Origin of the sequence: Bacillus sp. 007/AIA-02/001 (assembly GCF_004634455.1) — a bacterium.
GTDB lineage: Bacteria > Bacillota > Bacilli > Bacillales > Bacillaceae_G > Bacillus_A > Bacillus_A cereus.
This window is the reverse complement of the sequence record NZ_SEIY01000001.1, coordinates 256,627-281,624: the sequence shown is the minus strand read 5'-3', so window position 1 is coordinate 281,624 and position 24,998 is coordinate 256,627. Positions and strand designations below refer to the sequence as shown.

Below are 24,998 nucleotides of genomic sequence, written 5' to 3'. Positions count from 1 at the left end.
TTCTTCTACACAAGATTATTTAATTCCACCTCATTTAAACTTCCAACAACAATATTTCCTTTATACACGACTAAACGTTTTTCTGTTTGACGCGCTACTGCTTCAGCAGCGCATGTCGCATTCGTCAAAACAAAGTTCGCTTCATCCCCTATATTCGGCCATACTCGCTTCCCTTCATTATTTAACGTTTCTTTTCCTCCTGTAATAAAGCGGAGTGCTTTTCCTAAAGACCTTTCGTCACTCCACCCAAAACGCTCTGCTAATCGATTCACCTTTTGAAGCATATCACCTGTTCCAAACGGTGACCAATGATCTGTAATGCTATCATTGCCTAATGAAACCTTAACACCTTTTTTATCTAATAACGGAATTGGGATTACTTGTTTACCAATTGGCACTGTTGAAGTAATATCAATATTTACATTTGCGAGTCTTTCTGCCACTTCTTCAGCCTCTTTATCAGTAACACCACCAAGTCCAAGTGCATGACTAATCGTTACACGGCCTTGCCATCCTGCTTCTTCTGTTAAACTTGCCAATCTCTTCATCGTAAACGTTCCAAGATTATTCGCATCGTGCAAATGAATATCAACATCCGCATTAAATTCTACTGCGATATCCATAATTGTATGTAATGACTTTTCAATGTCATTATCTACTGTAGCTGGATCTACTCCTCCGACTAGATGAGCACCCATACGCATCGCATCTTTCACGAGTTGCACAGAATCACTGCGCAATAATCCATGTTGCGGAAACGCAACAATTCTACTAGACACTCGATTTTTATATGTTTCTAATGCCGCTAACGTCGCCTCCAGATTACCAAGCCCAATAATCGGATCAACATTACAATGCGTTCTAATATTCGTTGCACCATTTTGCAGTAGTAACTCTAGCATATTTTCCGCTCTATTTTGGGCAGTCGCTAATTGCTTTGGTAAAATTTTTTCTTCTTCATTAAAACGTGTAAAAATACTTTCTGCTGGCATACAAGCTTTCCATGGGCCACTATAATATGTTTTATCAATGTGAATGTGCATCTCTTTGAAAGCTGGCAACATTAATAAGTTCTTAGCATCAAAAGTTACTATATCTTCCTCTTGAACAATCCCTTTTATAATTTTTTTAATTCGACTATCTTCAATAAGTAAACTGCATAATTCTGTTTCTGTTTGTGAAATTCTCTCTTCTTCATATGTATATCCTGATTCAAGCATTACGTTAGTCAACCAATATACTGTCATCTCTATTTCCCCACCCTTTATTAAAAATCACCTCATAACTACAAGTTTAATATCCACTGAAAATTAAGACAATTAATACGATCACTTCTCACAAAAAAATGTAATACAACCCCATAGTCTTCTCATAAATTTCCATATAGAATAAAAGTATGCAGTTTGATATAAAAAGGAGTTGATTGGAATATGTCAAAAAAGTTATGTAAATCCGAAACTGATAAAATGCTATTTGGTATATGTGGTGGTTTAGGAGAATATTTTGATATTAGCTCTACTCTTATTCGTATCATTTGGGTTATTGCTGTTTTATGTTTTGGGACAGGATTTTTAGTTTATTTCATTTGTTTATTACTTATGCCACGTTCGTACTAACGGCATTATTTCACATACTTAAGAAGAGCAAATCACCTATAGAATCCTATAGGTGATTTTTTCATGAAGAATATTTCATCGTTAAATGTAATACCGCTACTTCTTCTTCTTCATTTTTATAAATATGCTTCTTATTCGCTTCAAATTGAATGGAATCAAACTCATTTAATTCGTATACATCATTCTCCACTTGAATAGACACTTTCCCTTTCATTACCGTTACAAGCTCAATCGCACCTTCATGATGAGCTTCTGGCTCATATATACTATTTGATCGTAAACAAGCACGGTGCATTTCCATCCCTGTTTCTTTCGTATAACGGAACATCGTTTCTAAATGCCACGCTTGTCCTTCATCTACTGCAAATCCTTCTCCACAGCGCGCAACAGCTACAGCTTCTCCAACAACCATTAATCTGGATAAAGGAATTGATAACCCTTTCGTTATTTTCCAAATGACAGCTAGTGTCGGATTTGTTTCCCCTCTTTCGATCTTTCCTAATGTTAATTTACTAACTCCTGTTTTATGAGCTAATTCTTCTAAACTTAATTTCTGTTCATTTCGAATTTGTCTCAATAACTGTCCAACTTGTTGAATGACTTCTTTCGTTTGCATATCTTCATTTTCTTTCATATATAAAACCACCTTAAAGTATAAAATAGTTTACTTTTAATGATTAAAAGTATATCATACTATACATAATTATTTATTTTCGAAAGGAGTGTTATACTTCATGCGCGCAATTTTATTAGGTCTTTTATCATCGGCCTTTTTTTCTGCAACCTTTATTATTAATAGAGCAATGAATGTATCTGGAACGAGCTGGGCTTGGACAGCTTCCTTCCGTTTTTTATTTGCTCTTCCTATTTTATTCCTTATCGTTTTATTTCGCAAAAACTTTAGGGGATTATGGGAAGAGTTAAAAAAACATCCATTGGCATGGATCGGATGGGGTTCTGTTGCCGGTATTGGTTTTTATTCTTTATTAAGTTTCGCAGCTGTCTTTTCTCCAGCTTGGCTCGTTGCTGGAACTTGGCAAGTTACGATTTTAGCTGGTTTACTACTATCACCACTATTTTTCGTGAAAATAGAAACAAAATCAGGTACGAAACTTGTACGTGGAAAAATTCCACTTCGTAGCTTATATGTTGCATTATTTATTTTACTTGGTGTAATTTGTATGCAAGCAACTGCCGCAGGCCATATTACAATGACTCAGTTCATTTCAGGTTTTTTACCTGTCGTATTAGCCGCTTTCTTATATCCGTTCGGTAACCGAAAAATGATGGAGCTTGTTGGTGGACGCCTTGATACGTTCCAACGTGTATTAGGAATGGCAATTGGAAGTCTTCCTATAACAATCTTGCTTGGTATATACGGATTTTCTACTACTGGCATTCCAACATCCCACCAAATACTTCAAGGATTTTTGTTAGCATTATGTTCCGGCGTTATTGCAACGATGACATTTTTCTTTGCTACTGACTTAGCAAAAGATAACCTCGCTCTACTTGGAGCTGTTGAAGCAACACAAGCTGGAACGATGGTCTTTACCGTACTTGGAGAAATCATTTTCTTAAATGGTTCACTCCCTGGAGGACTTTCTCTCATCGGAATGATTATTATCATGTTAGGAATGGTTGCAAATAGTATTTTAAACCGTTCTGTTCCAGTCGTTAAACAGAAAAAATCAGCATAAAAAAAGGGTATGGTTCTATAGAGATGAACCATACTCTTTTTTATTGTCCCCCTATTTCGCCTTATCAGAATAGTATTTCATTGGCTGCTTATACTAAAACTTATGTTATAATACGTTTCATGCGCATTAATAGGAGGTAAATTATGTTAAAAAAAGCAATCGCTGAATTTATTGGTACATTTGTACTTGTATTATTCGGAACTGGAGTAGCTGTCACTGGCGGCGGAATTGAAGGAATTGGAACATTAGGAATCGCTATGGCTTTCGGTCTATCTATTGTAGCTATGGCATATAGCATCGGAACAATTTCTGGATGTCACATTAACCCAGCAGTATCAGTAGCTATGTTCATCAACAAACGAATGAACGCTATGGAACTTTGTTATTATGTATTAGCTCAAATTTTAGGTGGTTTATTAGGAACTGCAACGTTAGTAACAATTTTAAAATCTGCTAAAACACCTTTAGATAATTTAGGACAAAATGGTTTCGGAACTCTTGGTTTATCTGGAGCATTTTTAGTTGAGTTCATTTTAACTTTCGTATTTATTTTAGTTATCGTTGCTGTAACAGGTAAAAAAGGAAGTTCTTCTTTAGCTGGACTAGTAATTGGTTTCACATTAGTTTTAATTCACTTATTAGGAATTCCGTTAACTGGAACATCTGTTAACCCAGCTCGTAGTATCGCACCAGCTTTATTTGTTGGTGGAGAAGCACTTTCTCAACTATGGGTATTCATCGTAGCACCAATTCTTGGTGGTATCTTCGCAGCTATCGTAGGTAAATTCATTTTAAATACTGAAAAATAGAATTTTCAATATTTCTGAATAAAAAAAGGCGAGCCCTCATTATGAGGAAGCTCGCTTTTTTTATTCTTTCATTTTAGACTTTAAATTTGTAACTAATTGATCTACCGTTACATTTGCAAGTACGTTTTCCATCGCTTCTTGCGCTTGCATTAAAATAATTTCTAATACTGATTGAATATTAGCTCCTACTGGACATTCAATGTTGGGATTTTCATGGAAGGAAAATAGCTGTCCTTCTTCTACAACTTCCACTGCTTTATATACATCAAGTAATGTAATTTCTTCTAAATCTCGAGCAAGTGTCGTACCACCTTTACCAGCTTGTACATCAACAAGTCCTGCTCTCTTCAACATTCCTGTAATGCGACGAATCACAACTGGATTTGTATTCACACTACCGGCAATCCATTCAGAGGTACAGCGAGAGTTTCGATCTATCGCAAGTAATGTCAGCATATGAACACCTACTGTAAAACGACTACTAATCCCCATCTGCACACCCTCCTTTTTATTCATTCTATTAAAAGACGACTCTTATCATTATATACTATTTTTAATTTATACATAAAGAAAAAGCATGATTTCAATAAGAAATCACGCTTTTCTCTCATTATTGACGCTTTATAAATTTCGCTAAATCTTTAAATTTCACTTTATCTGAGTAATTCATTACGCCGTTTACGTAAATGCGGCTTGTAACAGCATTTAATACCGCAATTGTCGCCAATAAGACTGCTAATGTTATCGTAATTTCTAGCATACCTGCTTCACCAGCTACAATACGTGAGAAGGTAACCATCGGTGTAAAGAATGGAATGTAAGAACTTACAACGACGATAGTACTATTCGGATCACTTAATGATTTAATACTAATAAAGAATGCAGCCATAATTAAAATCATTACCGGGAAAGATACAGCTTGTAAATCCTCCGTCTTAGACACGACAGCTCCAGCAGCAGCATACATCATCGCATAAAGTAAATATCCCGTAATGAAATAAACAAGAAACATGCTGATAACCTTTGCATCTAATTTCGTAAAGTCAATTGGAATACCAAATAGTGAGGCACTTTCTAAATCGACCCAACCTAACAAATATGGAATAAGATAACCACACGCCAATATGACAAGTTGCAATAACGCCGTTGAAACAACCGCTAAAATTTTCGCATACATCATCGTAAGAGGCTTCACTTTCGGAAGCATTACTTCCATTACACGTGACGCCTTTTCAGATGCAATATTCATTGCGATTGTATTTCCGAACGCTACAATAAACATATATAAAGCAAATGTAAAGAAATAGGCAATTCCGAAAGAAGATGTACGATCTTTTATCGCTTCTTGCTTTACTTGAATTTCTGTTTGTAATTGCTGTGCAATTTCTGGTGAAACATTATTTTTGGCAATCGTCACCATCGTATATTGTTGCTTTAAATATCCTGCCATAATTGCAGAAGTTGCTTGGCTTGGAAATCCATTATACATATATGTAATCGATGGAGCCCCATCCTTTTCCGTCACATGGAATAGACCATCTAAATCGCCTTCTTCTACTTGCTTATGCAGTTTATCAAAATCATCCTTTGAACCAATTGTTATTTTTGCTGATGGCAATAGCTTATTTAGCTCATCTTTTTGTACTTTATATGTGGAACTCTCTACTACAACTGCAATTTTATCTTTATCCTTATTTTTATCATCGCCTGAAGTAAAATGATTAAATGCAAAAATCCCAAACACAACTAAAAATAAAATCGCACTCGTAATTAATGATTTTTTAGATAAAAATGCTTCCCTAAAATAAAATGAAAATACGTGAGAAAATTTACGCATCGTTATTTCGCCCTCTCTACAAAGATTTCGTTTAACGTCGGCTCTAACATTTTGAATTGTCGTAAGCTAACACCTTGCTCTTGCAACTGTTGCAAAATCTTGAGAGCTTCCGCATCGTCTTGTACTTTCACATAAAGAAGGCCTTGTTGTTTTTCATACGATACATGTATAGCTTCTAATCCCTTTTCATTCTCTACTGTATCTTCAATCGTTAAATTACGGAAACCGTATTCTTTCTTAATATCACTTAGCTGTCCTTTTACGACTGCTTCACCTTTTTTCAAAATACATACATGTTGGCAAAAAGCCTCTACTTGTTCCATACGATGACTTGATAAAATAATCGTCTTTCCGCTCTGTACTTGTTCTTCAATAATACTAGCTAACACCCCAGCATTAACTGGATCAAGACCGCTGAATGGTTCATCTAAAATGAGAAGTTCCGGATTATGAAGAAGAGCAGCAATTAATTGGATTTTTTGCTGATTCCCTTTTGAAAGCTCTCCAGCCGTTTTAAATTTATATTCTGGTATCGCTAAACGCTCTAACCAGTGATCAATAGCATGATCTACTTCTTTCTTCGACATTCCTTCTAATCTACCAAAATATCGCAGCTGATCTATTACTCTACTTTTTGTATATAAACCTCTTTCTTCTGGTAAATACCCAATTGTTACACCACTATTTCCAAATGCTTTTCCATCCCATGTAATCGAACCTTCATTAGGCGTTAATAATCCGAGAAGCATTTTGATTGTTGTTGTTTTCCCTGCACCATTTCGTCCAAGTAACCCTAGTACTTCACCTTTTGGTAACAAAATTTGCAAACCGTTAACTGCTTTTGATTCCCCAAATTGTTTCGTTAAGTTTTGAATTTGTAAACTCAAGTATAAAGCCTCCCCTTTAGTATCATTCGTACTCTCTTTCAAAGACTATGTTTATTCAAGACAAAATATAGCACCACGCTTCATCCTCTTATATGTAAACATCGTCATTAATCCATCATTTGTTCTATTTAGTTAAAATTGTAAATAACAAAGTTCTTTTTGTCAATTATAATTGTCATTACGACAATAAAAATTGTCAAAACAACTATTATTATTTTGCTCATCTTTCTAATATAGGACATACTACTATATATACAAAAGACAATATGCAAATGTTCATATAAAAATATTATATTTTAATATATAATATAAAATGATTTTCTAACATCAAGGAGGATACATATGAAGATGAAGAGGGGCATTACCACTTTATTATCTGTAGCGGTTCTATCTACATCACTTGTAGCATGTTCAGGAACACCAGAGAAAACAGTGGCAAAAGAAGAGAAAGTAAAATTAACAGAACAACAATTAATGGCTGATTTATGGTATCAAACAGCCGGTGAAACGAAAGCACTTTACTACCAAGGGTACAACATTGGTCAATTAAAGCTTGATGCAATTCTTGCAAAAGGGACAGAGAAAAAACCTGCTATCGTGCTTGATTTAGACGAAACTGTTTTAGATAACAGTCCTCATCAAGCAATGAGCGTAAAAACAGGCAAAGGCTATCCTTACAAATGGGATGATTGGATTAACAAAGCTGAGGCTGAAGCCCTTCCAGGCGCAATTGATTTCTTAAAATATACAGAGTCTAAAGGTGTAGATATTTACTACATCTCAAATCGTAAAACGAATCAACTAGATGCGACAATTAAAAATCTTGAGCGTGTAGGTGCTCCTCAAGCAACGAAAGAACATATATTACTACAAGATCCGAAAGAAAAAGGAAAAGAAAAACGCCGTGAACTCGTTTCTCAAACTCATGATATTGTCTTATTCTTCGGTGATAACTTATCTGATTTCACAGGTTTTGATGGAAAATCTGTAAAAGATCGTAACCAAACAGTAGCAGATTCAAAAGCACAATTTGGTGAGAAATTCATTATTTTCCCGAATCCAATGTATGGCGATTGGGAAGGCGCTTTATATGATTATGATTTCAAAAAATCAGATGCAGAAAAAGATAAAATCCGTCGCGACAACTTAAAATCATTTGAAGTAAAATAAAAGAGGATGGCATTCGCCATCCTCTTTTATTTTACTTTCTCTGTTAAAGGCAAGATAAATACTTCCACACGTCTATTCTTCGCCTTTCCTTCTTGTGTATCGTTTGGAGCAATTGAACGGTATTCTCCGTATCCAATCGCACTAAATTTTTCTGGTTGTAATTCTTTATTTTGCAGTAATACTTGCATAAAATTAACTGCCCGCTGCGTACTTAATTCCCAATTCGACGCAAACTGCGCATTGGCAATAGGGACATTATCCGTATGACCCGATACTGTAATTTCACGAGGTGACGCTGAAACAAGTAAGCTAGACATCTCTTTTGCAATCCCTAAAGATTCTAATTTCACATCTGCTTTCCCCGAATCAAACAGTATATTTTCTAATATTGTCACCATTAATCCCTTTTCAGTTAATTTAGTTTGAAAAGAAGAGGATAATTGTTTTTCATTAATATATTGATCAATCTTTTTTTGTAATGCTTTCAATTCATCCATCTCTTTTTTTTCTTTAGCTCTAGCTTCTTCTTGTTTTTTTGTTTGTTCTGCCTCAAGGCTACTTGCTGATAATTCTTTTTCATCATTTGGCTTTTGATCACTTAAAAATTCTTTGTTACCTGTTCCCCCAGCTAATTCACTTCGAAAAGCAACTGCCATCTGTTTAAACTTCGCAGCATCTATACTACTCATTGCGAATAAAACGATAAACAATGCAAATAACAACGTTAACATATCAGAATATGGGATTAACCATGTTTCATCGATATGCTCATCATGTTTTTTCTTTTTGCCTCTTCTATTTTTCTTACTCCGCATTTTTTTCTGCTCCTTTTTCTAGCTTTTTACGCTCAGTTGCAGAAAGTGCACCTAAAATGCGGTTCTTCATAATAAACGGATATGTACCTTCTTGTAACATTAATAAACAATCAATGATTAAACGTTTTTTCTCAATTTCAGCTGAAGATTTTTGCTTTAACTTATTTGCAAATGGATGCCATAATACATAACCTGAAAAAATACCAAAAATCGTTGCAATAAACGCACCCGAAATAGCATGACCTAACTTTTCAATATCAGTTAAGTTACCAAGCGCAGCTACAAGACCGATAACAGCACCTAAAACTCCTAATGTCGGTGCATACGTACCAGCTTGTGAAAAAATAGCAGCTCCCTTTGCATGTCTTTCTTCAATTGCCTCTAATTCAGATTCCAAAATCTGCTCCAAATCTTCTGCGGATACGCCATCAATCACAAATTTCATACCGCGCAAAAGAAATTCATCTTGAATTTTGTCTAATTGTTGCTCTAAAGACAAAATACCGTATTTTCTACTTTCAGATGTCCAATGAACAAATAATTCTAGCAACTGTTCATAACTTAAATCCTTTTTATTTGAACCAAAAAGAACTTTAAATAGTTTTGGAACCCTTTTTAGTTGATTCATCGGAAATGCAATACATACTGCAGCAAATGTACCGATAAAAATAATTAATGCTGCGGCAGGATTTAATAAGGCTGTTATGTCAGCGCCCTTGACGACCATCCCTACTACCACTGCTACAAATCCTAAAATAAGTCCAATAATTGTTGCAAAATCCATTCCCATTCACTCCCAGTCTATACAAGAAGTTCTCTATTCTCGATAATCGCTACATCTTCTTATGTATATATATTACATAAAAAATGCATTTCATGAAAGATAAGAAATGAATTATATAAAAAAATACTACAAATTCACACATTTTCTGACATTTTCTTTGCATTTCTATTACGTTATGACTCTTATATTCCTTTTCCAACAAACTAGATTTATAATAAAAAAAACATTACACATTTTATTAAGAAGGGACTGTGATTACAAGGCATCATGAAAAAGATAATAATTATTTCTGCCACTACTATTGTAATCGGGATCACATCTTTCGCTTACTTTGGTTCTAAAACACCACTACATAATGAAGCAAAAGCTGTCGAAAGTCAAAAGCATAATAACCATAAAAAAGAAGAGATTCCTGCTTTTCCAAAAGCTGATCATAATGCAAAGAAAATAGACAATGACTTTTCAGTGGTAACAAATCCCAAATCTAATCTTGTCTTAATTAATAAACATCGAAAACTACCAGATGGATACATTCCTGAAGACTTAACGAGACCAAATGTACCATTTATTAGTCCAAAAGATAAAGAAAAAACATTGCTGCGAAAAGATGCTGCAGAGGCACTTGAAAACATGTTTAAAGCTGCGAAAAAAGAAGGGCTTGATCTTACAGCTGTATCTGGTTATCGTTCATACAAACGCCAAAAATCGTTGCATGATACATACGTTAGACGCCAAGGAAAAGCCGAAGCTAATTCGGTAAGCGCAATTCCTGGTACAAGTGAACACCAAACGGGTTTAGCAATGGATATTAGTTCAAAATCAGCTAAATTTCAATTAGAGCCTATCTTCGGGGAGACAGCAGAAGGAAAATGGGTCGCAGAACACGCTCATGAATTCGGCTTTGTCATTCGTTACTTAGAAGATAAAACAGATACAACAGAATATGCATATGAACCATGGCACTTACGCTACGTTGGTAATCCATACGCTACATACCTATATAAACATCACTTAACATTAGAAGAAGCGATGGAAGACAAAAAATAAGAGAGCAAATTGCTCTCTTATTTTTCTTTCACTCTATTATTGTAGTAATTTCTTCTTCCATTCTTCAGGCCATGGTTCGCCTCTTCCTGTTTTTTTCGACGCTTGAACCATCATTCCACGACCTACTAAACAAACCTCTCCTGCTGCATTCTTCACCATATAATGTAAATCTAAAGAAGAATTCCCGACCGATCCTGCCTTTACATACACCTTCAGCTGTTCATCAAAATATATTTGCTTAATAAAATTACATTGTAAATCCGCAACAACGATCATCGTTTCTGATGATGCATGTGTCCACTCTTGCATAAATCCAAGTTCTTTAAACAACGCAATACGAGCTTCTTCAAAATAAGTAAAAGCAACGACATTATTTACATGTCCAAACATATCTACTTCACCAAAACGAACCTTTACAGGGTTGTAAAACGAAAAACCACTTTCCCATTGCTCAAAGTCTTCAATATAAGAAATCCTCTTCATTGTTATCTCCCCTTTTCACCTTTAAATAAACAGAATAAACAGAAAAATAAAGTTATAAATATTGCCTCTTCGATATGAAGAGGCAATATTTATTAATAGTTATTATCGCTACCAAAGAAATCTTTGAACGATTGAATTGTTGTATCACGGTTTAATGCCGCAATTGAAGTTGTTAAAGGAATACCCTTCGGACATGATTGCACACAGTTTTGAGAGTTACCACAGTTTGCTAGTCCTCCATCTCCCATAATTGCACGTAAGCGATCTGCTTTATGCATTTCACCCGTTGGATGTGAGTTGAATAAGCGAGCTTGTGATAACGGTGCTGGTCCAATAAAGTCAGACTTACTGTTTACGTTTGGACATGATTCTAAGCAAACACCACATGTCATGCATTTTGAAAGCTCATAAGCCCATTGACGCTTTTTCTCAGGCATTCTTGGTCCTGGACCTAGGTCATACGTACCATCAATTGGAATCCACGCTTTAACGCGTTTTAGAGCATTAAACATGCGACTACGATCAACTTGCAAGTCACGTACAACCGGGAATGTCTTCATCGGTTTTAAGCGAATTGGTTGCTCTAATTGATCGATAAGTGCCGTACATGATTGACGTGGTTTTCCGTTAATCACCATCGAACATGCACCACATACTTCCTCTAAGCAGTTCATATCCCATGCAATCGGAGTTGTTTGGTTCCCTTTTGAATCAACAGGATTACGACGGATTTCCATAAGTGCTGAGATAATATTCATATTCGGACGATATGGAATTTCAAACTCTTGGTCAAACGCTTGCGCATCTGGCCCGTCTTGTCTCGTAATGATGAGGCGGATTGTTTTCTCAGACATGTTGTTTATCCCCCTTCTCTTCACCCTTAGCAGCTACATCGTGTTTTGAAGAATAATCACGTTTACGTGGTTTAATTAACGAAATATCAACGTCCTCGTAATGGAATGCTGGTGCATTTCCTTCTCCCTCAAATTTTGCCATCGTAGTTTTTAAGAAGTTTGCATCATCACGATTTGGGAATTCAGGTTTGTAATGCGCCCCACGGCTCTCATTACGGTTATATGCGCCAATTGTAATAACACGTGCTAACTCAAACATATTTGCAAGTTGGCGTGTAAATGAAGCACCTTGGTTACTCCATCTTGCTGTATCGTTAATGTTAATACGTTTGTAACGAGCCATTAATTCTTCAATTTTCGCATCTGTTTCTAATAATTTTTTATTTTCACGAACTACTGTAACGTTATCTGTCATCCATTCTCCAAGCTCTTTATGAAGAACATACGCATTTTCGTTACCATCCATCGTTAAAATATTGTTAAATTTCTCTGTTTCGATTAATTCATTTTGCTCATATACAGTAGATGAAACAGCATCAGATGATTTAGAAAGACCTTTCATATACTCAATTGCGTTTGGTCCTGCTACCATACCACCATAAATTGCTGATAATAGTGAGTTTGCACCAAGACGGTTACCACCGTGCATAGAATAATCACACTCACCTGCTGCAAATAAACCTGGAATATTTGTCATCTGTTTATAATCAACCCATAGTCCGCCCATTGAATAGTGAACAGCTGGGAAGATTTTCATCGGTAGTTTACGAGGATCATCCCCTGTAAATTTCTCATAGATTTCAATAATTCCACCTAGTTTAATATCTAGTTCTTTTGGATCTTTATGAGAAAGATCTAAGTACACCATGTTTTCACCGTTAATACCTAGTTTTTGCTCTACGCAAACATCAAAGATTTCACGCGTTGCGATGTCACGAGGTACAAGGTTTCCGTAAGCCGGATATTTTTCTTCTAAGAAGTACCATGGTTTACCATCTTTATATGTCCAAACACGTCCACCTTCACCACGTGCAGATTCACTCATAAGACGTAATTTATCGTCTCCAGGAATTGCCGTTGGGTGAATTTGAATGAACTCACCGTTTGCATAATATGCGCCTTGTTGATATACAGCAGAAGCTGCTGTACCTGTATTGATAATGGAGTTTGTTGATTTTCCGAAAATGATACCAGGGCCCCCTGTTGCCATAATCACGGCATCTGCTCCGAAACTTCTAATCTCCATAGTTTGTAAGTCTTGTGCAACGATTCCTCGGCACACACCTTCATCATCAACAACAGCTCGTAAGAAATCCCAACCTTCATATTTCGTTACAAGTCCTGCTACTTCGTGACGACGTACTTGCTCATCTAATGCGTAAAGTAATTGCTGTCCAGTTGTTGCACCAGCAAATGCTGTACGGTGATGTTGCGTTCCACCAAATCGACGGAAATCAAGAAGTCCTTCTTCCGTACGGTTGAACATAACACCCATACGGTCCATTAAATGAATGATACCAGGTGCTGCTTCACACATTGCTTTAACTGGTGGTTGGTTCGCTAAGAAGTCCCCACCATAAATTGTATCGTCAAAGTGGATCCATGGAGAATCCCCTTCACCTTTCGTATTTACGGCACCGTTAATTCCGCCCTGAGCACATACAGAATGTGAACGTTTTACTGGTACTAAAGAAAACAGTTCAACATTTACTCCTGCTTCTGCCGCTTTAATCGTTGCCATTAAGCCAGCCAAGCCACCGCCGACTACTATAAGTTTCCCTTTCATGCTCTCCCACTCCTTACTGGTTTGCTAGCTGTGGATCGATGAACGCTAATAATGCACTCACACCTACATAAGATAAACCTAAGAAAATAGCTAATGTTACATAAGTAGAGATTCTTTGTGAACGTGGAGATACTGTAATTCCCCAGCTGATGCAGAATGTCCATAGTCCATTTGCAAAGTGGAAAATTGTTGAAACAACACCAACTAAGTAGAATGCAAACATAGCTGGATTGTTTAAAATATCTGCCATCATATCATAGTTTACCTCTTTACCTAACATTGCTTGAATACGAGTTTCCCAGACGTGCCAAGAAATGAAGATCAGCGTAACGATACCTGAAATTCTTTGGAAAACGAACATCCAATTACGGAAATAACCGTAAGAAACCGCATTGTTCTTAGCTGTAAATGCAATATATAAGCCATATATAGCATGGTACAGTATCGGTAAAAAGATGATGAAAATTTCTAGCGCATACCGGAATGGAAGGAGCTCCATAAAGCCTGCAGCTTTGTTAAAAGCCTCTGCTCCTCGTGTTGCAAAGTTGTTTACAATTAAATGTTGCGTCAAAAAGACACCAACCGGGATGACCCCCATTAATGAGTGCCACTTACGAAACGTATACTCGCGGCCTTTCATGTCCCCATTACCCCCCTTGAATGTTTGACTGCTGTTTTCAGATTAGTTTATGACAATAATGTTTTTTCACTATTGGCATAAGAAAAACTGAAAAAATTATTCGAAATATTTCAGCATAATTTGATACCAAGTTCATTTTACTCCTATTTTTGTCGAAGCGTCAAGAAAACGTATACATAATTTGCATATAATTTGCCAATTCTTTTTTTCTTCTTATATATTCAGATTTTCCTAAAGAAAAATCTGTTTTTATAAATGTGAAATGTTATATAATAATCCCTATAGAAAGAGGGGAATATTGTGAGTAAAAATACAATCGATACAACATCTTTAGAAGATGTTTCATTGAACGCCTTCGCTTATGAATTGCTACGTGAAGAATTACTACCTGATTTAATCGGCAACGATTTAGATGGTATTTTATACTGGTCTGGTAGAAACCTTGCAAGAAAATATCCGCTAGAAACAATTGAAGAAGTCATTCAGTTCTTTGAAAAGGCTGGCTGGGGCACTTTAAGCATTGTTGAACATAAGCGTCGTGAAATGCAGTTCCAACTTAAAGGCACACTCATCGCAGAACGTCAAAAACAAAAACGACATTCTTCTTATCAACTAGAAGCCGGATTCATCGCTGAACAAATCCAAAAGCAACGGAACGTCGTTGCAGAGTCATACGAAGAAAAGAAAAAACGTTCTGACTCTATTACATTTCTTGTAAAATGGGATATAAAAGATCTCATTGAAGTGTAAGCATTACCTACAGTCAACTAGACATATCAGTTTAGTTGACTTTTTTGTATTTTCATTCAGATGCATTTATTTTAAATCTTCAGAAATTATACCAAAAAACAGAAGACGTTGTAAACTACAACGTCTTCTTATCTGTTAAATACGTATAAATCGTCTCCGCGACATTTTTCGGCATACCCGCTTCGACAAATTCCTCTATAGAAGCTTCTTTCATCTTCTTTAATGAACCAAAATGTTTTAACAATACCTTTTTCCGTTTATCACCGATTCCTGGAATATCATCCAATGCTGATTGAATAACAGATTTCCCGTGTAATTGACGATGGAATGTAATCGCAAATCGATGCACCTCATCTTGAATACGCTGCAATAAATAAAATTCTTGGCTATTTCTCTCAAGCATCACAGGTTCCGGTGGATCCCCAATAATTAAATGGGAGGTTTTATGTTTATCATCTTTTACAAGACCTGCCATCGGAATATATAATCCGAGCTCATTCTCTAAAATATCACTTGCAGCCGCTAGATGGCCTTTTCCTCCATCAATAATAATCAAATCAGGTAAAGGTGAATTTTCTTTAAGCGCCCTTGTATAACGGCGCCTCACAACTTCTCTCATAGACTCATAATCATCTGGTCCTTGAACCGTTTTAATTTTATATTTTCGATACTCTTTCTTCGCCGGTTTCCCATCGATAAAAGCAATCATTGCAGAAACGGGATTTGTTCCTTGAATATTTGAGTTATCAAACGCTTCAATACGATATGGCGTTTCAATCCCAAGCTGCTTCCCTAAATGATCTACCGCTTTAATCGTTCGTTCTTCATCACGTTCAATTAAGTAAAACTTCTCTTCAAGAGCAATCTTCGCATTTTTATTTGCCAATTCTACAAGGTCTTTTTTCTTACCACGTTTCGGCTGCGTCGCTTCCACTTCTAAAAAGCGCTCTACTAATTCCGAGTCTATACTTCCTGGAACGACAATTTCCTTCGGCTTAAAATGACTACTGTTTTCATAAAATTGGCCGATAAACGTTAAAAAACCCTCTTCTGGTTCATCGTAAATTGGAAACATAGAAACATCACGTTCAATTAGCTTTCCTTTTCGAACGAAGAAAACTTGAACACACATCCATCCTTTATCCACTGCATATCCAAACACATCACGATCCACTAAGTCACTCATAATCATCTTTTGCTTTTCCATAATCGCATCAATATGAGCAATTTGATCACGCAACTCTTTTGCACGTTCAAACTCTAGTTTCTCTGAGGCCTCATACATTTTTATTTCTAGTTCTGAACGAACTTCTTTATGTCCACCATTTAAAAACTTAATAATTTCATCTACAATTTCTTTATTTTGTTCTTCCGTCACTTCTTTCACACAAGGCGCTAAACATTGACCCATATGATAATACAAACAAACTTTATCTGGCATATTCGTGCATTTCCGAAGTGGATACATACGATCTAGCAGTTTTTTCGTTTCATGAGCAGATTGTGCATTTGGATAAGGACCAAAATATTTCCCTTTATCTTTTTTTACGTTTCGAGTAATGAGTAAGCGAGGTTGCTTCTCCGCTGTAATTTTAATAAAAGGATATGTTTTATCATCTTTTAATTGAATATTATATTTCGGATCATATTTTTTAATTAGATTTAACTCTAAAATAAGTGCTTCTAAATTCGAAGAAGTTACAATATATTCAAAATCAACAATTTCTCCTACAAGCCGCAGTGTTTTCCCATCATGTGAACCAGTAAAGTACGAGCGCACACGATTTTTAAGCACTTTTGCCTTTCCGACATATATAACCGTTCCTTGCTTATCTTTCATCAAATAACAACCAGGTTGATCTGGTAAAATAGCCAACTTCTCTTTCAAATGTTCGTGCACTCGTCTCCCTCCATTTCTACATACTTAGCATTTTTATTTTCCCTTGAAAACATACTATGCCCAAACACCCAACATACGTTCTTTTATTGTAACGGAAAGACTGTAAAAAAGAAAATAAAAAAAGCTACCAAATGGTAGCTTTTTTTATTTTAGAAGTGTTTAGAAACTAATTCTACTAACGCTTCTTTCGGTTTGTAACCTAACGCTTGATCAACTACTTTACCGTCTTTTAATACGAAAAGAGCTGGAATGCTCATTACTTCGAATTGACGAGCAGTTTCTTGGTTTTCATCAACGTCTACTTTTACTACTTTTACTTTTTCGCCTAGTTCTGCATCGATTTCCTCTAATACAGGAGCGATCATTTTACAAGGTCCACACCAAGGTGCCCAGAAATCTAATAATACAACACCTTCGCTAGTTTCAGCTGCGAAGCTTTGGTCATTTGCGTTTACAATTGCCATTTTATTTCCTCCTTCAAGTATATTCTACCAAGAGTATATCATTAACTTATATACGTGGCGAATAATATGTATCGTTATGTATTGTAACAAAAAAATGTTCCTTTATACTATATAAAAATACGGATTAAATACTAAAAAGATGAGAGACAGGGGATCTCTCACCTTTTTCTATATATAGGGGTACTTCACTTGGAACTCAAGGGTACTAAAATCATGAATGTACTTTTAACTTTTTAAACTCTTCTGTTAAAAGAGGTACAACTTCGAATAAGTCACCGACAATACCGTAGTCAGCTACTTTAAAGATACTTGCTTCTGGATCTTTATTAATCGCAACGATTATTTTTGAGTTAGACATACCTGCTAAATGCTGAATCGCACCAGAAATACCACATGCAATGTATAAGTCTGGGGTAACAACTTTACCAGTTTGACCAATTTGTAATGAGTAATCACAGTATTCAGCGTCACAAGCACCACGAGATGCCCCAACAGCGCCGCCTAGTACGTCAGCTAACTCTTTTAATGGTTTAAAGCCTTCTTCACTCTTCACACCGCGTCCACCAGCGATAATAACTTTCGCTTCAGAAAGATCCACACCTTCTGCCGTTTTACGGACAACATCTTGAATGATTGTACGTAAATCTTTCACATCAACTGTAATAGAAGATACGTCACCGCTGCGAGACTCATCTTTTTCCAGAGTTGCAATGTTATTTGGACGCACTGTCGCAAATAACATGCCGTCTGTTACAATCTTCTTCTCGAATGCTTTACCAGAGTAAATTGGACGAGTGAAGATAACATTTCCACCTTCAACCTCTAAAGCAGTTACGTCAGAAATTAAACCAGCTTCAAGCTTCGCTGCTAATTTTGGTGATAAATCTTTGCCAAGTGCTGTATGTCCAAAGACAATACCTTCTGGATTTTCTTCAGCATGTACAGCTAAAAACGCTTGTGCATAACCATCAGATGTATATGATTTTAATTTATCATTTTCAACTGTCACAACGCGATCTGCACCGTAATGAATCAATTCATTTGCAAAAGAGGCAACGCTGTCTCCAATTAGAAGACCTACTACTTCACCGCCTTCTGCAATTGTTTTTGCTGCTGCTACCGCTTCAAAAGAAACGTTACGTAGCGATCCATCACGAACTTCACCCATTACTAATACTTTACGAGCCATAGATTTTCCCTCCTGCATATATAATTTCGTATTTTATTAGATTACTTTCGCTTCTGTATGGAGCAACGATACAAGTTCTTTTACTTGATCTTGCAGCTCGCCTTGTAACACTTTTCCTGCATCTTTCTTAGGAGGCAAATAGATTTCAATTGTTTTTGTCTTTGCTTCCACATCATCTTCTTCTAAATCTAAATCATCTAATTCTAATTCTTCTAGCGGCTTTTTCTTCGCTTTCATAATACCTGGAAGCGATGGGTAACGCGGTTCATTTAAACCTTGCTGTGCTGTTACTAAAACTGGTAATGAAGTTGCAATCACTTCTGTATCACCTTCAACATCACGCTCAATCTTCACATTTGTACCGTCAATTTCAAGTTTTGTAATTGTCGTTACATACGGAATATTTAACGCTTCAGCTACGCGTGGTCCTACTTGTCCAGATGCACCATCAATTGCAACGTTTCCGCCTAAAATTAAATCTGCATCTTTATCTTTTAAATATTCAGCAAGCACTTTTGCTGTCGTGAACTGGTCACCATTTTCTACGTCATCTTCAATATTAATTAATACAGCTTTATCACAGCCCATTGCTAATGCAGTACGAAGTTCTTTCTCACTATCTTCGCCACCGACTGTTACAACTGTAACTTCTCCACCTTGTGCGTCTCTTACTTGAATTGCTTCTTCAATTGCATATTCATCGTAAGGGTTGATGATGAATTCCGCTTCGCCATCGTAAATTGCACCGTTTTTAATTACGATTTTTTCTTCTGTATCAAATGTTCGTTTCATGAGTACGTAGATGTTCATTCCATTTACCCCCTTGTTTTTCAGAAAGATTCTATCAATTTTAATTTTCTGTTAATTTATATTAAAAAAATAATTGAACTACCTGCCACTAAATGAAGGTTTACGCTTTTCTAAAAATGCAGCTACACCTTCTCTTCCATCTTCACTCGTAAATACTTCACCAAAAATCTGTGATTCACGTTGTACACCTTCATAGTAATGAGACGATTTTGTCGTTTGCAATAACTCTAGTACAGCACGAGTTGTTGCTGGACTTTTTCCAGCAATTTGTTTTGCAACTTTAAGCGTATCATCTAAAAGAGATTCTTCAGAGAACAATCCGTTAACAAGTCCCCACTTTAATGCTTCTGCACCAGTAATTGGTGTGCTTGTTAACATCATTTCACAAGCTTTCGCTTTCCCAACATAACGTGGTAAGCGCTGTGTACCTGCAAAGCCAGGAATTAATCCCAGTGTTAATTCAGGTAAACCAAGTTTTGCACTTTCAGTTGCAAAGCGCATGTGGCAAGACATAGCAAACTCAAGGCCGCCGCCCAGTGCCGCTCCATGAATTGCCGCAATAACTGGTTTTGAACATTTTTCAACACGCTCAAACGTAACTTGTCCAAGCTGTGCTAATTCTGTTGCTTGCTTCGCTTCAGTAACAGATGTAAATTCTTTAATATCTGCTCCCGCTGAGAAGAAACGTCCTTCACCATGAATAACAACAACACGAATGTTATCATCCTTTTCCACTTGATCAATTAATTCAGTAACGTCATGCATAACTTGTGAAGACATCGCATTCGCTGGTGCGTGATTTAACGTCGCCACCGCGATATGATCTTCAACTCTTACAGATAGGAATTTCAACATGATCCCTCCCATTATTGACGATAACCACAAGCTGCAATAAGTAGCCCGTGTACCGTTTTTGAAAGTGCGACCAGATCATACTTATGATCGCTCATTACCCAATTGGTCACAACTTCATCCACTGTTCCAAAGATCATTTGTCTTGCCACGCGAACATTTAAATCTGCTTGAAATTCACCTTGTTTTATACCAGTCTCTAAAATCTCATCCATAACTTGTAAGTAGCCTTTTAATACTTCATTTATTTTAAGGCGCAAGTCTTGATTGGACTGCCTCAGCTCTAATTGTGTAACGATAGCAAGAGGATCATTTTGCGACAACAGCAAGAAGTGCGTTTCTACCAACATGAATAACTTCGATACAGCGCTTTCAATTCCTGCTGTTTTTTGACGAATTGTTTCGACAAATTCTCCCATCTTCTCTTGGAATAAGGATATTAATATATCTTCTTTATTTTTAAAATATAAATAAATCGTGCCATCAGCTACCCCAGCTTGCTTTGCGATTTTAGAAACTTGCGCTTGGTGGTACCCATTCTCCGCAATCACAATGACTGCCGCATCAATAATTTGATTGTATTTCGGTCTATTTTTCTTCACTTTACTGTCCCCTTCAAGAAGATGACTGAATGAATAGTCATTCATATTCTTATAATACTGACTATTTAGAAAAGTGTCAATCCTATTTTTTCAAAAAGAAAGGGCCTTAGCCCGTTTGCTCATCCTCATTCTTTCTCTTCTCTTCATCTATTAGAACACGGCGCAAAATTTTCCCTACTGTCGTTTTCGGCAATTCATCTCTAAACTCATATACTTTCGGCACTTTATAAGCCGCTAAATATTTACGTGCAAACTGATTTAATTCTTCCTCAGAGCACTCCGTACCTTCTTTTAACACAACAAATGCTTTAACTGTCTCTCCTCGGTACGGATCTGGAACTCCAATTGTCACTACTTCTTGCACTTTTTCATGCTCATATAATACTTCTTCAACTTCACGAGGATACACATTAAATCCACTCGCGACAATCATATCTTTCTTGCGATCTTTTACATAGAAAAATCCATCTTCATCCATGTAGCCAACATCACCTGTATGGAGCCAGCCATCTTGCAATACAGCCGCTGTTTCCTCTGGCTTATTCCAGTATCCTTTCATAATTTGAGGACCTTTCACTACAATTTCCCCTATTTCTCCTGGCGGTAATGCCTCACCAGTCTCAAGTGACATAATGATTGCTTCTGTATCTGGCCACGGAACTCCAATGCTACCTGGCACTCGCTTTTCCCATAAAAAATTACTATGTGTAACTGGAGAGGATTCTGTTAAACCATATCCCTCTACTAGTTTACCACCTGTAACTGTTTCGAACTTTTCCTGTACTTCTACTGGCAGTGGTGCTGATCCACTAATACAAGCACGAATAGAAGAAATATCGTATTCTTTTAAAAGTGGGCTATTTAAAAGAGCGATATAAATAGTTGGTGCCCCTGGAAATAGTGTCACTTTATGCTTCTTAATCGCTTCAAAAACCATTTTCATATCAAACTTTGGAATAAGGACCATTTTGTATCCTTGCATAACACTCAAATTCATAACAGCCGTCATGCCGTACACGTGGAAAAATGGAAGAACCCCAAGAACGACTTCTTCTCCTTCTTTGCAATTATATAACCATTGAACTCCCATTAACGTGTTAGAGACGAGGTTTTTATGCGTTAACATAACGCCTTTCGGAAATCCGGTTGTTCCTCCTGTGTACTGTAAAAGAGCTAGATCATTTTCAGGATCACAAGGCTCCTCAACATCCGTATTCACTTCTTTTTCTACTGAATTCCAAAGATGAATCGTTTCACTCTCTGATACTTTCACAACTAAATTTGACTGTTTTTTCTGCACAAATGGATACAATAGATTTTTAGGGAATGGTAAAAAGTCCGCAATACGAGTTACGATAATATGCTCAATTTTTGTAGCAGATTGAACATTCGTTACTCTTGGAAACACTAAATCGAGACAAAGAATTACTTTTGCTCCCGAGTCATGAAGCTGATATTCTAATTCTCTCTCTGTATACAGTGGATTTGTTTGTACTACGATACCTCCCGCAAGTAATGTGCCGTAATAACCAATTACAGCTTGCGGACAATTCGGCAACATAATAGCAACTCGATCACCCTTTTCCACACCGAGCTTTTGAAGATAATTTGCAAACCTCTTCACCTTATCATGGAAGTCCGAAAACGTAATATCCTTCCCTAAAAAGTGAAGCGCTTTCTTTTCTGGGTAGCGAGAAGCCATCTGTTCTACATATCTATGAAGCGGCTGAATATCATAAGAAATCGTACTCGGAATTTCCTCTGGATAACTTTTCAACCATGGTTTTTCCACCTTCATTCCCCCTTCAAATACATAAAAATAAATGAATGTTCATTCATGATGGTTATTTTCATTATATTATAGTCACCATAGCGTTACAATCATAATATTCTGACTTTTGTATAACTATGCTTTACTTCATTAACTTCTTATTATATGTAGAAACTCTCTTAATCTTAAAAGAGTAAGAGAGTTATAGTTTAACTTAATCTTATTATCGTTAACACTGCTCCTGGAGTAGTTGTTGATAATGTTGCGACAGCTAACAAACCAAATAATTGCAAGCTAATAGCATCTCCTGCTGCGAGAGTTGTAATGATTGTTGCACTAAATGATGTGGTTGCTACCGCAGGAGCATTAATCGTCCCAGCAAGTGCCCCTCCATTAATTGTAATCCGTGAACTGACTAATAATGAAGCCGTTATATTAATTGTATATGAAATATAATAATTACCAGCATTTGCAACCGTAAATACTGTGTTTCCACCAGAAACAGTAATTCCTGGACCGATGTTTTGATTATTTGGAAGCGGGACATTCGTTCCACCAAGAACTACAGATATCGCTGTTCCCGACGTATTATTTGCAAATGCATATGTCGCCGTGATACTTGTACCTGTTGCTCCGGTTGGACCTGTTGAACCCGTTGATCCTGTTGCTCCCGTCGGACCTGTTGATCCTGTTGAACCCGTTGGACCTGTTGCTCCCGTCGGACCTGTTGATCCTGTCGATCCTGTTGGACCTGTTGATCCTGTTGAACCCGTTGGACCTGTTGCTCCCGTCGATCCTGTTGGACCTGTTGCTCCCGTCGGACCTGTTGATCCTGTCGATCCTGTTGGACCTGTTGAACCTGTTGAACCTGTCGCTCCCGTCGGACCGGTTGAACCTGTTGCTCCTGTTGAACCTGTCGCTCCTGTTGGACCTGTTGAACCGGTTGAACCCGTCGGACCGGTTGAACCCGTTGGACCTGTTGCTCCTGTTGCTCCTGTTGCTCCTGTTGCTCCCGTCGGACCGGTTGAACCCGTCGGACCTGTTGCTCCCGTTGGACCTGTTACTCCCGTTATTCCTGTTACTCCCGTTATTCCTGTCGCTCCCGTTGGACCTGTTGCTCCCGTCGATCCTGTTGGACCTGTTGATCCCGTCGGACCTGTTGATCCTGTCGATCCTGTTGGACCTGTTGAACCTGTTGAACCTGTCGCTCCCGTCGGACCTGTTGAACCTGTCGCTCCGGTTGGACCTGTTGAACCCGTTGATCCTGTTGAACCCGTTGATCCCGTTGGACCTGTTGAACCCGTTGGACCTGTTGGACCTGTTGCTCCTGTTGCTCCCGTTGCTCCTGTTGGACCTGTTGCTCCTGTTGCTCCCGTCGGACCTGTTGAACCCGTCGGACCTGTTGCTCCTGTTGAACCCGTTGAACCCGTTGCTCCCGTTGGACCTGTTGCTCCCGTCGGACCTGTTGAACCTGTCGCTCCGGTTGGACCTGTTGAACCCGTTGATCCTGTTGAACCGGTTGCTCCCGTTGGACCTGTTGAACCCATTGGACCTGTTGGACCTGTTGGACCAAGCTTAGGGACTGTCCCATCACAACTAAAACAACACGAATCAACATGTACACCATTTTGATTATTACAACTACAATATCCATTTGTATTATTGAGCCATGAAGACATGTTGATTCCTTCCTTCAAATTCAATCTTATAAGTACAAGTAAGAAATTAAAAAACATTTATCAAATCAGACCGAAAGCTTTATTCAGTGGAGATAAATATAGATTTATCCCGTACATTCTAATAATTATTACATGCGATACTATCTCCTTTTGCTTGTACTTTCGCCTCTCTAGTTAAATGAAATTCCTTTTCTAAATTCTTCATACACATATGGATTTTAATCTTACATAACGATATTCGTATAATTCGTTATTTTTCAGCAAAATTTTAAAAATATAATTACGAATAAAAAACTTATTTTGGGAAAGAAGATGAAGAAAATTCTTAGTATTTTCATGGTTGTTCTTCTATTCGCTGTTGAATGCGGACAGCAAAAAAGAGGAGAAAAAGGTAACAACGATAGAAGATAAAAAGCAAACTATAACAATTAAACATACTGAAGGGGAAACAAAATTAGATAAACCGGCGAAAAAAGTTGCTATACTTGGAACACCTTATTTCTTATGGTTGATGAGGAAAAGTGGGAAGAAAGTTAATTAAAAGACGACTTCA

General features: G+C 37.1%; 25 protein-coding genes and 1 pseudogene. 7 read left to right on the top strand and 19 right to left on the bottom strand.

The window, feature by feature from the left end:
* Positions 1-5: 5 nt before the first annotated feature.
* Entirely contained in the window at positions 6-1,247 is a 1,242-nt protein-coding gene (locus ES895_RS01505; RefSeq protein ID WP_135238142.1) for an amidohydrolase family protein, read from the bottom strand.
* 183 nt (positions 1,248-1,430) lie between these two features.
* Here ES895_RS01505 and ES895_RS01500 point away from each other — a divergent pair, with 183 nt between their 5' ends.
* Complete coding sequence (locus ES895_RS01500; RefSeq protein WP_000038411.1) at positions 1,431-1,616, top strand: PspC domain-containing protein; 186 nt, start codon at positions 1,431-1,433, stop codon at positions 1,614-1,616.
* A 61-nt stretch (positions 1,617-1,677) separates the two neighbouring features.
* Here the strand turns inward: ES895_RS01500 and ES895_RS01495 are convergent, their stop codons facing one another.
* Positions 1,678-2,250 (bottom strand): helix-turn-helix domain-containing protein, encoded by a 573-nt coding sequence (locus ES895_RS01495; protein ID WP_098382378.1) that lies wholly within the window; start codon positions 2,248-2,250, stop codon positions 1,678-1,680.
* Between the two features lie 100 nt (positions 2,251-2,350).
* On the opposite strand from ES895_RS01495, the gene ES895_RS01490 reads away from it, so the two are divergent.
* Entirely contained in the window at positions 2,351-3,316 is a 966-nt protein-coding gene (locus ES895_RS01490; protein WP_135238141.1) for a DMT family transporter, read from the top strand.
* Positions 3,317-3,459: 143 nt separating this feature from the next.
* A complete protein-coding gene (locus ES895_RS01485) occupies positions 3,460-4,125 on the top strand; it encodes an aquaporin (protein ID WP_000913213.1) in 666 nt (221 codons plus the stop codon).
* A gap of 60 nt (positions 4,126-4,185) precedes the next feature.
* Here ES895_RS01485 and ES895_RS01480 read toward each other — a convergent pair whose 3' ends face one another.
* The 3 genes from ES895_RS01480 to ES895_RS01470 form a co-directional block, all read right to left on the bottom strand.
* Positions 4,186-4,617: an Rrf2 family transcriptional regulator gene (locus ES895_RS01480; protein WP_000512998.1), complete on the bottom strand. Its 432-nt coding sequence runs from the start codon at positions 4,615-4,617 to the stop codon at positions 4,186-4,188.
* A 118-nt stretch (positions 4,618-4,735) separates the two neighbouring features.
* Positions 4,736-5,962 (bottom strand): ABC transporter permease, encoded by a 1,227-nt coding sequence (locus tag ES895_RS01475; protein WP_016118684.1) that lies wholly within the window; start codon positions 5,960-5,962, stop codon positions 4,736-4,738.
* 2 nt (positions 5,963-5,964) lie between these two features.
* Positions 5,965-6,849 carry an ABC transporter ATP-binding protein gene (locus tag ES895_RS01470; protein WP_070756970.1) on the bottom strand — a complete coding sequence of 295 codons (885 nt, stop codon included), beginning with the start codon at positions 6,847-6,849 and terminating at the stop codon, positions 5,965-5,967.
* A 342-nt stretch (positions 6,850-7,191) separates the two neighbouring features.
* Here ES895_RS01470 and ES895_RS01465 point away from each other — a divergent pair, with 342 nt between their 5' ends.
* Positions 7,192-8,019 carry a 5'-nucleotidase, lipoprotein e(P4) family gene (locus tag ES895_RS01465; protein ID WP_000782768.1) on the top strand — a complete coding sequence of 276 codons (828 nt, stop codon included), beginning with the start codon at positions 7,192-7,194 and terminating at the stop codon, positions 8,017-8,019.
* Positions 8,020-8,045: 26 nt separating this feature from the next.
* Here the strand turns inward: ES895_RS01465 and motB are convergent, their stop codons facing one another.
* Together motB and motA are read right to left on the bottom strand one after the other, a co-directional pair.
* Complete coding sequence (gene motB, locus ES895_RS01460; protein WP_001256735.1) at positions 8,046-8,834, bottom strand: flagellar motor protein MotB; 789 nt, start codon at positions 8,832-8,834, stop codon at positions 8,046-8,048.
* Positions 8,824-9,618, bottom strand: coding sequence for a flagellar motor stator protein MotA (gene motA / locus ES895_RS01455; RefSeq protein ID WP_000344853.1), 795 nt, complete (start codon positions 9,616-9,618; stop codon positions 8,824-8,826). Before motA ends, motB begins: the two co-directional genes overlap by 11 nt.
* Before the next feature lie 267 nt (positions 9,619-9,885).
* On the opposite strand from motA, the gene ES895_RS01450 reads away from it, so the two are divergent.
* Positions 9,886-10,665 (top strand): M15 family metallopeptidase, encoded by a 780-nt coding sequence (locus tag ES895_RS01450; protein ID WP_000720201.1) that lies wholly within the window; start codon positions 9,886-9,888, stop codon positions 10,663-10,665.
* A 36-nt stretch (positions 10,666-10,701) separates the two neighbouring features.
* Here the strand turns inward: ES895_RS01450 and ES895_RS01445 are convergent, their stop codons facing one another.
* The 4 genes from ES895_RS01445 to sdhC all read right to left on the bottom strand — a co-directional run bounded on the left by ES895_RS01445 (position 10,702) and on the right by sdhC (position 14,428).
* Positions 10,702-11,148 carry an acyl-CoA thioesterase gene (locus ES895_RS01445; RefSeq protein ID WP_000822734.1) on the bottom strand — a complete coding sequence of 149 codons (447 nt, stop codon included), beginning with the start codon at positions 11,146-11,148 and terminating at the stop codon, positions 10,702-10,704.
* Between the two features lie 92 nt (positions 11,149-11,240).
* Positions 11,241-12,002, bottom strand: coding sequence for a succinate dehydrogenase iron-sulfur subunit (gene sdhB, locus ES895_RS01440; protein ID WP_001291827.1), 762 nt, complete (start codon positions 12,000-12,002; stop codon positions 11,241-11,243).
* Positions 11,995-13,788: a succinate dehydrogenase flavoprotein subunit gene (sdhA, locus tag ES895_RS01435; RefSeq protein WP_000676750.1), complete on the bottom strand. Its 1,794-nt coding sequence runs from the start codon at positions 13,786-13,788 to the stop codon at positions 11,995-11,997. The genes sdhB and sdhA overlap by 8 nt, the downstream gene beginning before the upstream one ends.
* A 13-nt stretch (positions 13,789-13,801) precedes the next feature.
* Positions 13,802-14,428, bottom strand: coding sequence for a succinate dehydrogenase cytochrome B558 (sdhC, locus tag ES895_RS01430; RefSeq protein WP_000678354.1), 627 nt, complete (start codon positions 14,426-14,428; stop codon positions 13,802-13,804).
* A 300-nt stretch (positions 14,429-14,728) separates the two neighbouring features.
* On the opposite strand from sdhC, the gene ES895_RS01425 reads away from it, so the two are divergent.
* Entirely contained in the window at positions 14,729-15,178 is a 450-nt protein-coding gene (locus ES895_RS01425; RefSeq protein ID WP_000042226.1) for a YslB family protein, read from the top strand.
* A 115-nt stretch (positions 15,179-15,293) separates the two neighbouring features.
* Here the strand turns inward: ES895_RS01425 and uvrC are convergent, their stop codons facing one another.
* From uvrC to ES895_RS30170, 8 genes are all read right to left on the bottom strand, one after another.
* On the bottom strand, positions 15,294-17,078 hold the full coding sequence (gene uvrC / locus ES895_RS01420) for an excinuclease ABC subunit C (protein ID WP_000544296.1): 1,785 nt from the start codon (positions 17,076-17,078) through the stop codon (positions 15,294-15,296).
* 149 nt (positions 17,079-17,227) lie between these two features.
* The gene (gene trxA, locus ES895_RS01415) at positions 17,228-17,542 is read right to left on the bottom strand and encodes a thioredoxin (RefSeq protein WP_001018943.1); all 315 of its coding nucleotides are present in this window, start codon (positions 17,540-17,542) and stop codon (positions 17,228-17,230) included.
* A 211-nt stretch (positions 17,543-17,753) separates the two neighbouring features.
* Positions 17,754-18,731 (bottom strand): electron transfer flavoprotein subunit alpha, encoded by a 978-nt coding sequence (etfA, locus tag ES895_RS01410; RefSeq protein ID WP_000101944.1) that lies wholly within the window; start codon positions 18,729-18,731, stop codon positions 17,754-17,756.
* 36 nt (positions 18,732-18,767) lie between these two features.
* Positions 18,768-19,541, bottom strand: a complete 774-nt coding sequence (etfB, locus tag ES895_RS01405) for an electron transfer flavoprotein subunit beta (RefSeq protein ID WP_001029028.1) — start codon at positions 19,539-19,541, stop codon at positions 18,768-18,770.
* Between the two features lie 78 nt (positions 19,542-19,619).
* On the bottom strand, positions 19,620-20,396 hold the full coding sequence (locus ES895_RS01400) for an enoyl-CoA hydratase (RefSeq protein ID WP_000911292.1): 777 nt from the start codon (positions 20,394-20,396) through the stop codon (positions 19,620-19,622).
* Between the two features lie 11 nt (positions 20,397-20,407).
* Positions 20,408-20,995: a TetR/AcrR family transcriptional regulator gene (locus tag ES895_RS01395; RefSeq protein WP_000742223.1), complete on the bottom strand. Its 588-nt coding sequence runs from the start codon at positions 20,993-20,995 to the stop codon at positions 20,408-20,410.
* A gap of 106 nt (positions 20,996-21,101) precedes the next feature.
* Positions 21,102-22,787, bottom strand: a complete 1,686-nt coding sequence (locus ES895_RS01390) for a long-chain-fatty-acid--CoA ligase (RefSeq protein WP_000414742.1) — start codon at positions 22,785-22,787, stop codon at positions 21,102-21,104.
* A 188-nt stretch (positions 22,788-22,975) separates the two neighbouring features.
* Positions 22,976-24,445 carry a BclA C-terminal domain-containing protein gene (locus tag ES895_RS30170; protein WP_135238140.1) on the bottom strand — a complete coding sequence of 490 codons (1,470 nt, stop codon included), beginning with the start codon at positions 24,443-24,445 and terminating at the stop codon, positions 22,976-22,978.
* 312 nt (positions 24,446-24,757) lie between these two features.
* Here ES895_RS30170 and ES895_RS01380 point away from each other — a divergent pair.
* Positions 24,758-24,944, top strand: a pseudogene (locus ES895_RS01380) (ABC transporter substrate-binding protein); the annotation flags it as partial.
* Positions 24,945-24,998: the final 54 nt, after the last annotated feature.

Bases quoted from the DNA above. Each gene is read 5' to 3' on its own strand.
- ES895_RS01505 (WP_135238142.1), bottom strand. From the start codon at position 1,247: ATGACAGTATATTGGTTGACTAACGTAATGCTTGAATCAGGATATACA.
- ES895_RS01500 (WP_000038411.1), top strand. From the start codon at position 1,431: ATGTCAAAAAAGTTATGTAAATCCGAAACTGATAAAATGCTATTTGGT.
- ES895_RS01495 (WP_098382378.1), bottom strand. From the start codon at position 2,250: ATGAAAGAAAATGAAGATATGCAAACGAAAGAAGTCATTCAACAAGTT.
- ES895_RS01490 (WP_135238141.1), top strand. From the start codon at position 2,351: ATGCGCGCAATTTTATTAGGTCTTTTATCATCGGCCTTTTTTTCTGCA.
- ES895_RS01485 (WP_000913213.1), top strand. From the start codon at position 3,460: ATGTTAAAAAAAGCAATCGCTGAATTTATTGGTACATTTGTACTTGTA.
- ES895_RS01480 (WP_000512998.1), bottom strand. From the start codon at position 4,617: ATGGGGATTAGTAGTCGTTTTACAGTAGGTGTTCATATGCTGACATTA.
- ES895_RS01475 (WP_016118684.1), bottom strand. From the start codon at position 5,962: ATGCGTAAATTTTCTCACGTATTTTCATTTTATTTTAGGGAAGCATTT.
- ES895_RS01465 (WP_000782768.1), top strand. From the start codon at position 7,192: ATGAAGATGAAGAGGGGCATTACCACTTTATTATCTGTAGCGGTTCTA.
- motB (WP_001256735.1), bottom strand. From the start codon at position 8,834: ATGCGGAGTAAGAAAAATAGAAGAGGCAAAAAGAAAAAACATGATGAG.
- motA (WP_000344853.1), bottom strand. From the start codon at position 9,618: ATGGATTTTGCAACAATTATTGGACTTATTTTAGGATTTGTAGCAGTG.
- ES895_RS01450 (WP_000720201.1), top strand. From the start codon at position 9,886: ATGAAAAAGATAATAATTATTTCTGCCACTACTATTGTAATCGGGATC.
- ES895_RS01445 (WP_000822734.1), bottom strand. From the start codon at position 11,148: ATGAAGAGGATTTCTTATATTGAAGACTTTGAGCAATGGGAAAGTGGT.
- sdhB (WP_001291827.1), bottom strand. From the start codon at position 12,002: ATGTCTGAGAAAACAATCCGCCTCATCATTACGAGACAAGACGGGCCA.
- sdhA (WP_000676750.1), bottom strand. From the start codon at position 13,788: ATGAAAGGGAAACTTATAGTAGTCGGCGGTGGCTTGGCTGGCTTAATG.
- sdhC (WP_000678354.1), bottom strand. From the start codon at position 14,428: ATGAAAGGCCGCGAGTATACGTTTCGTAAGTGGCACTCATTAATGGGG.
- trxA (WP_001018943.1), bottom strand. From the start codon at position 17,542: ATGGCAATTGTAAACGCAAATGACCAAAGCTTCGCAGCTGAAACTAGC.
- etfA (WP_000101944.1), bottom strand. From the start codon at position 18,731: ATGGCTCGTAAAGTATTAGTAATGGGTGAAGTTCGTGATGGATCGCTA.
- etfB (WP_001029028.1), bottom strand. From the start codon at position 19,541: ATGAACATCTACGTACTCATGAAACGAACATTTGATACAGAAGAAAAA.
- ES895_RS01400 (WP_000911292.1), bottom strand. From the start codon at position 20,396: ATGTTGAAATTCCTATCTGTAAGAGTTGAAGATCATATCGCGGTGGCG.
- ES895_RS30170 (WP_135238140.1), bottom strand. From the start codon at position 24,445: ATGTCTTCATGGCTCAATAATACAAATGGATATTGTAGTTGTAATAAT.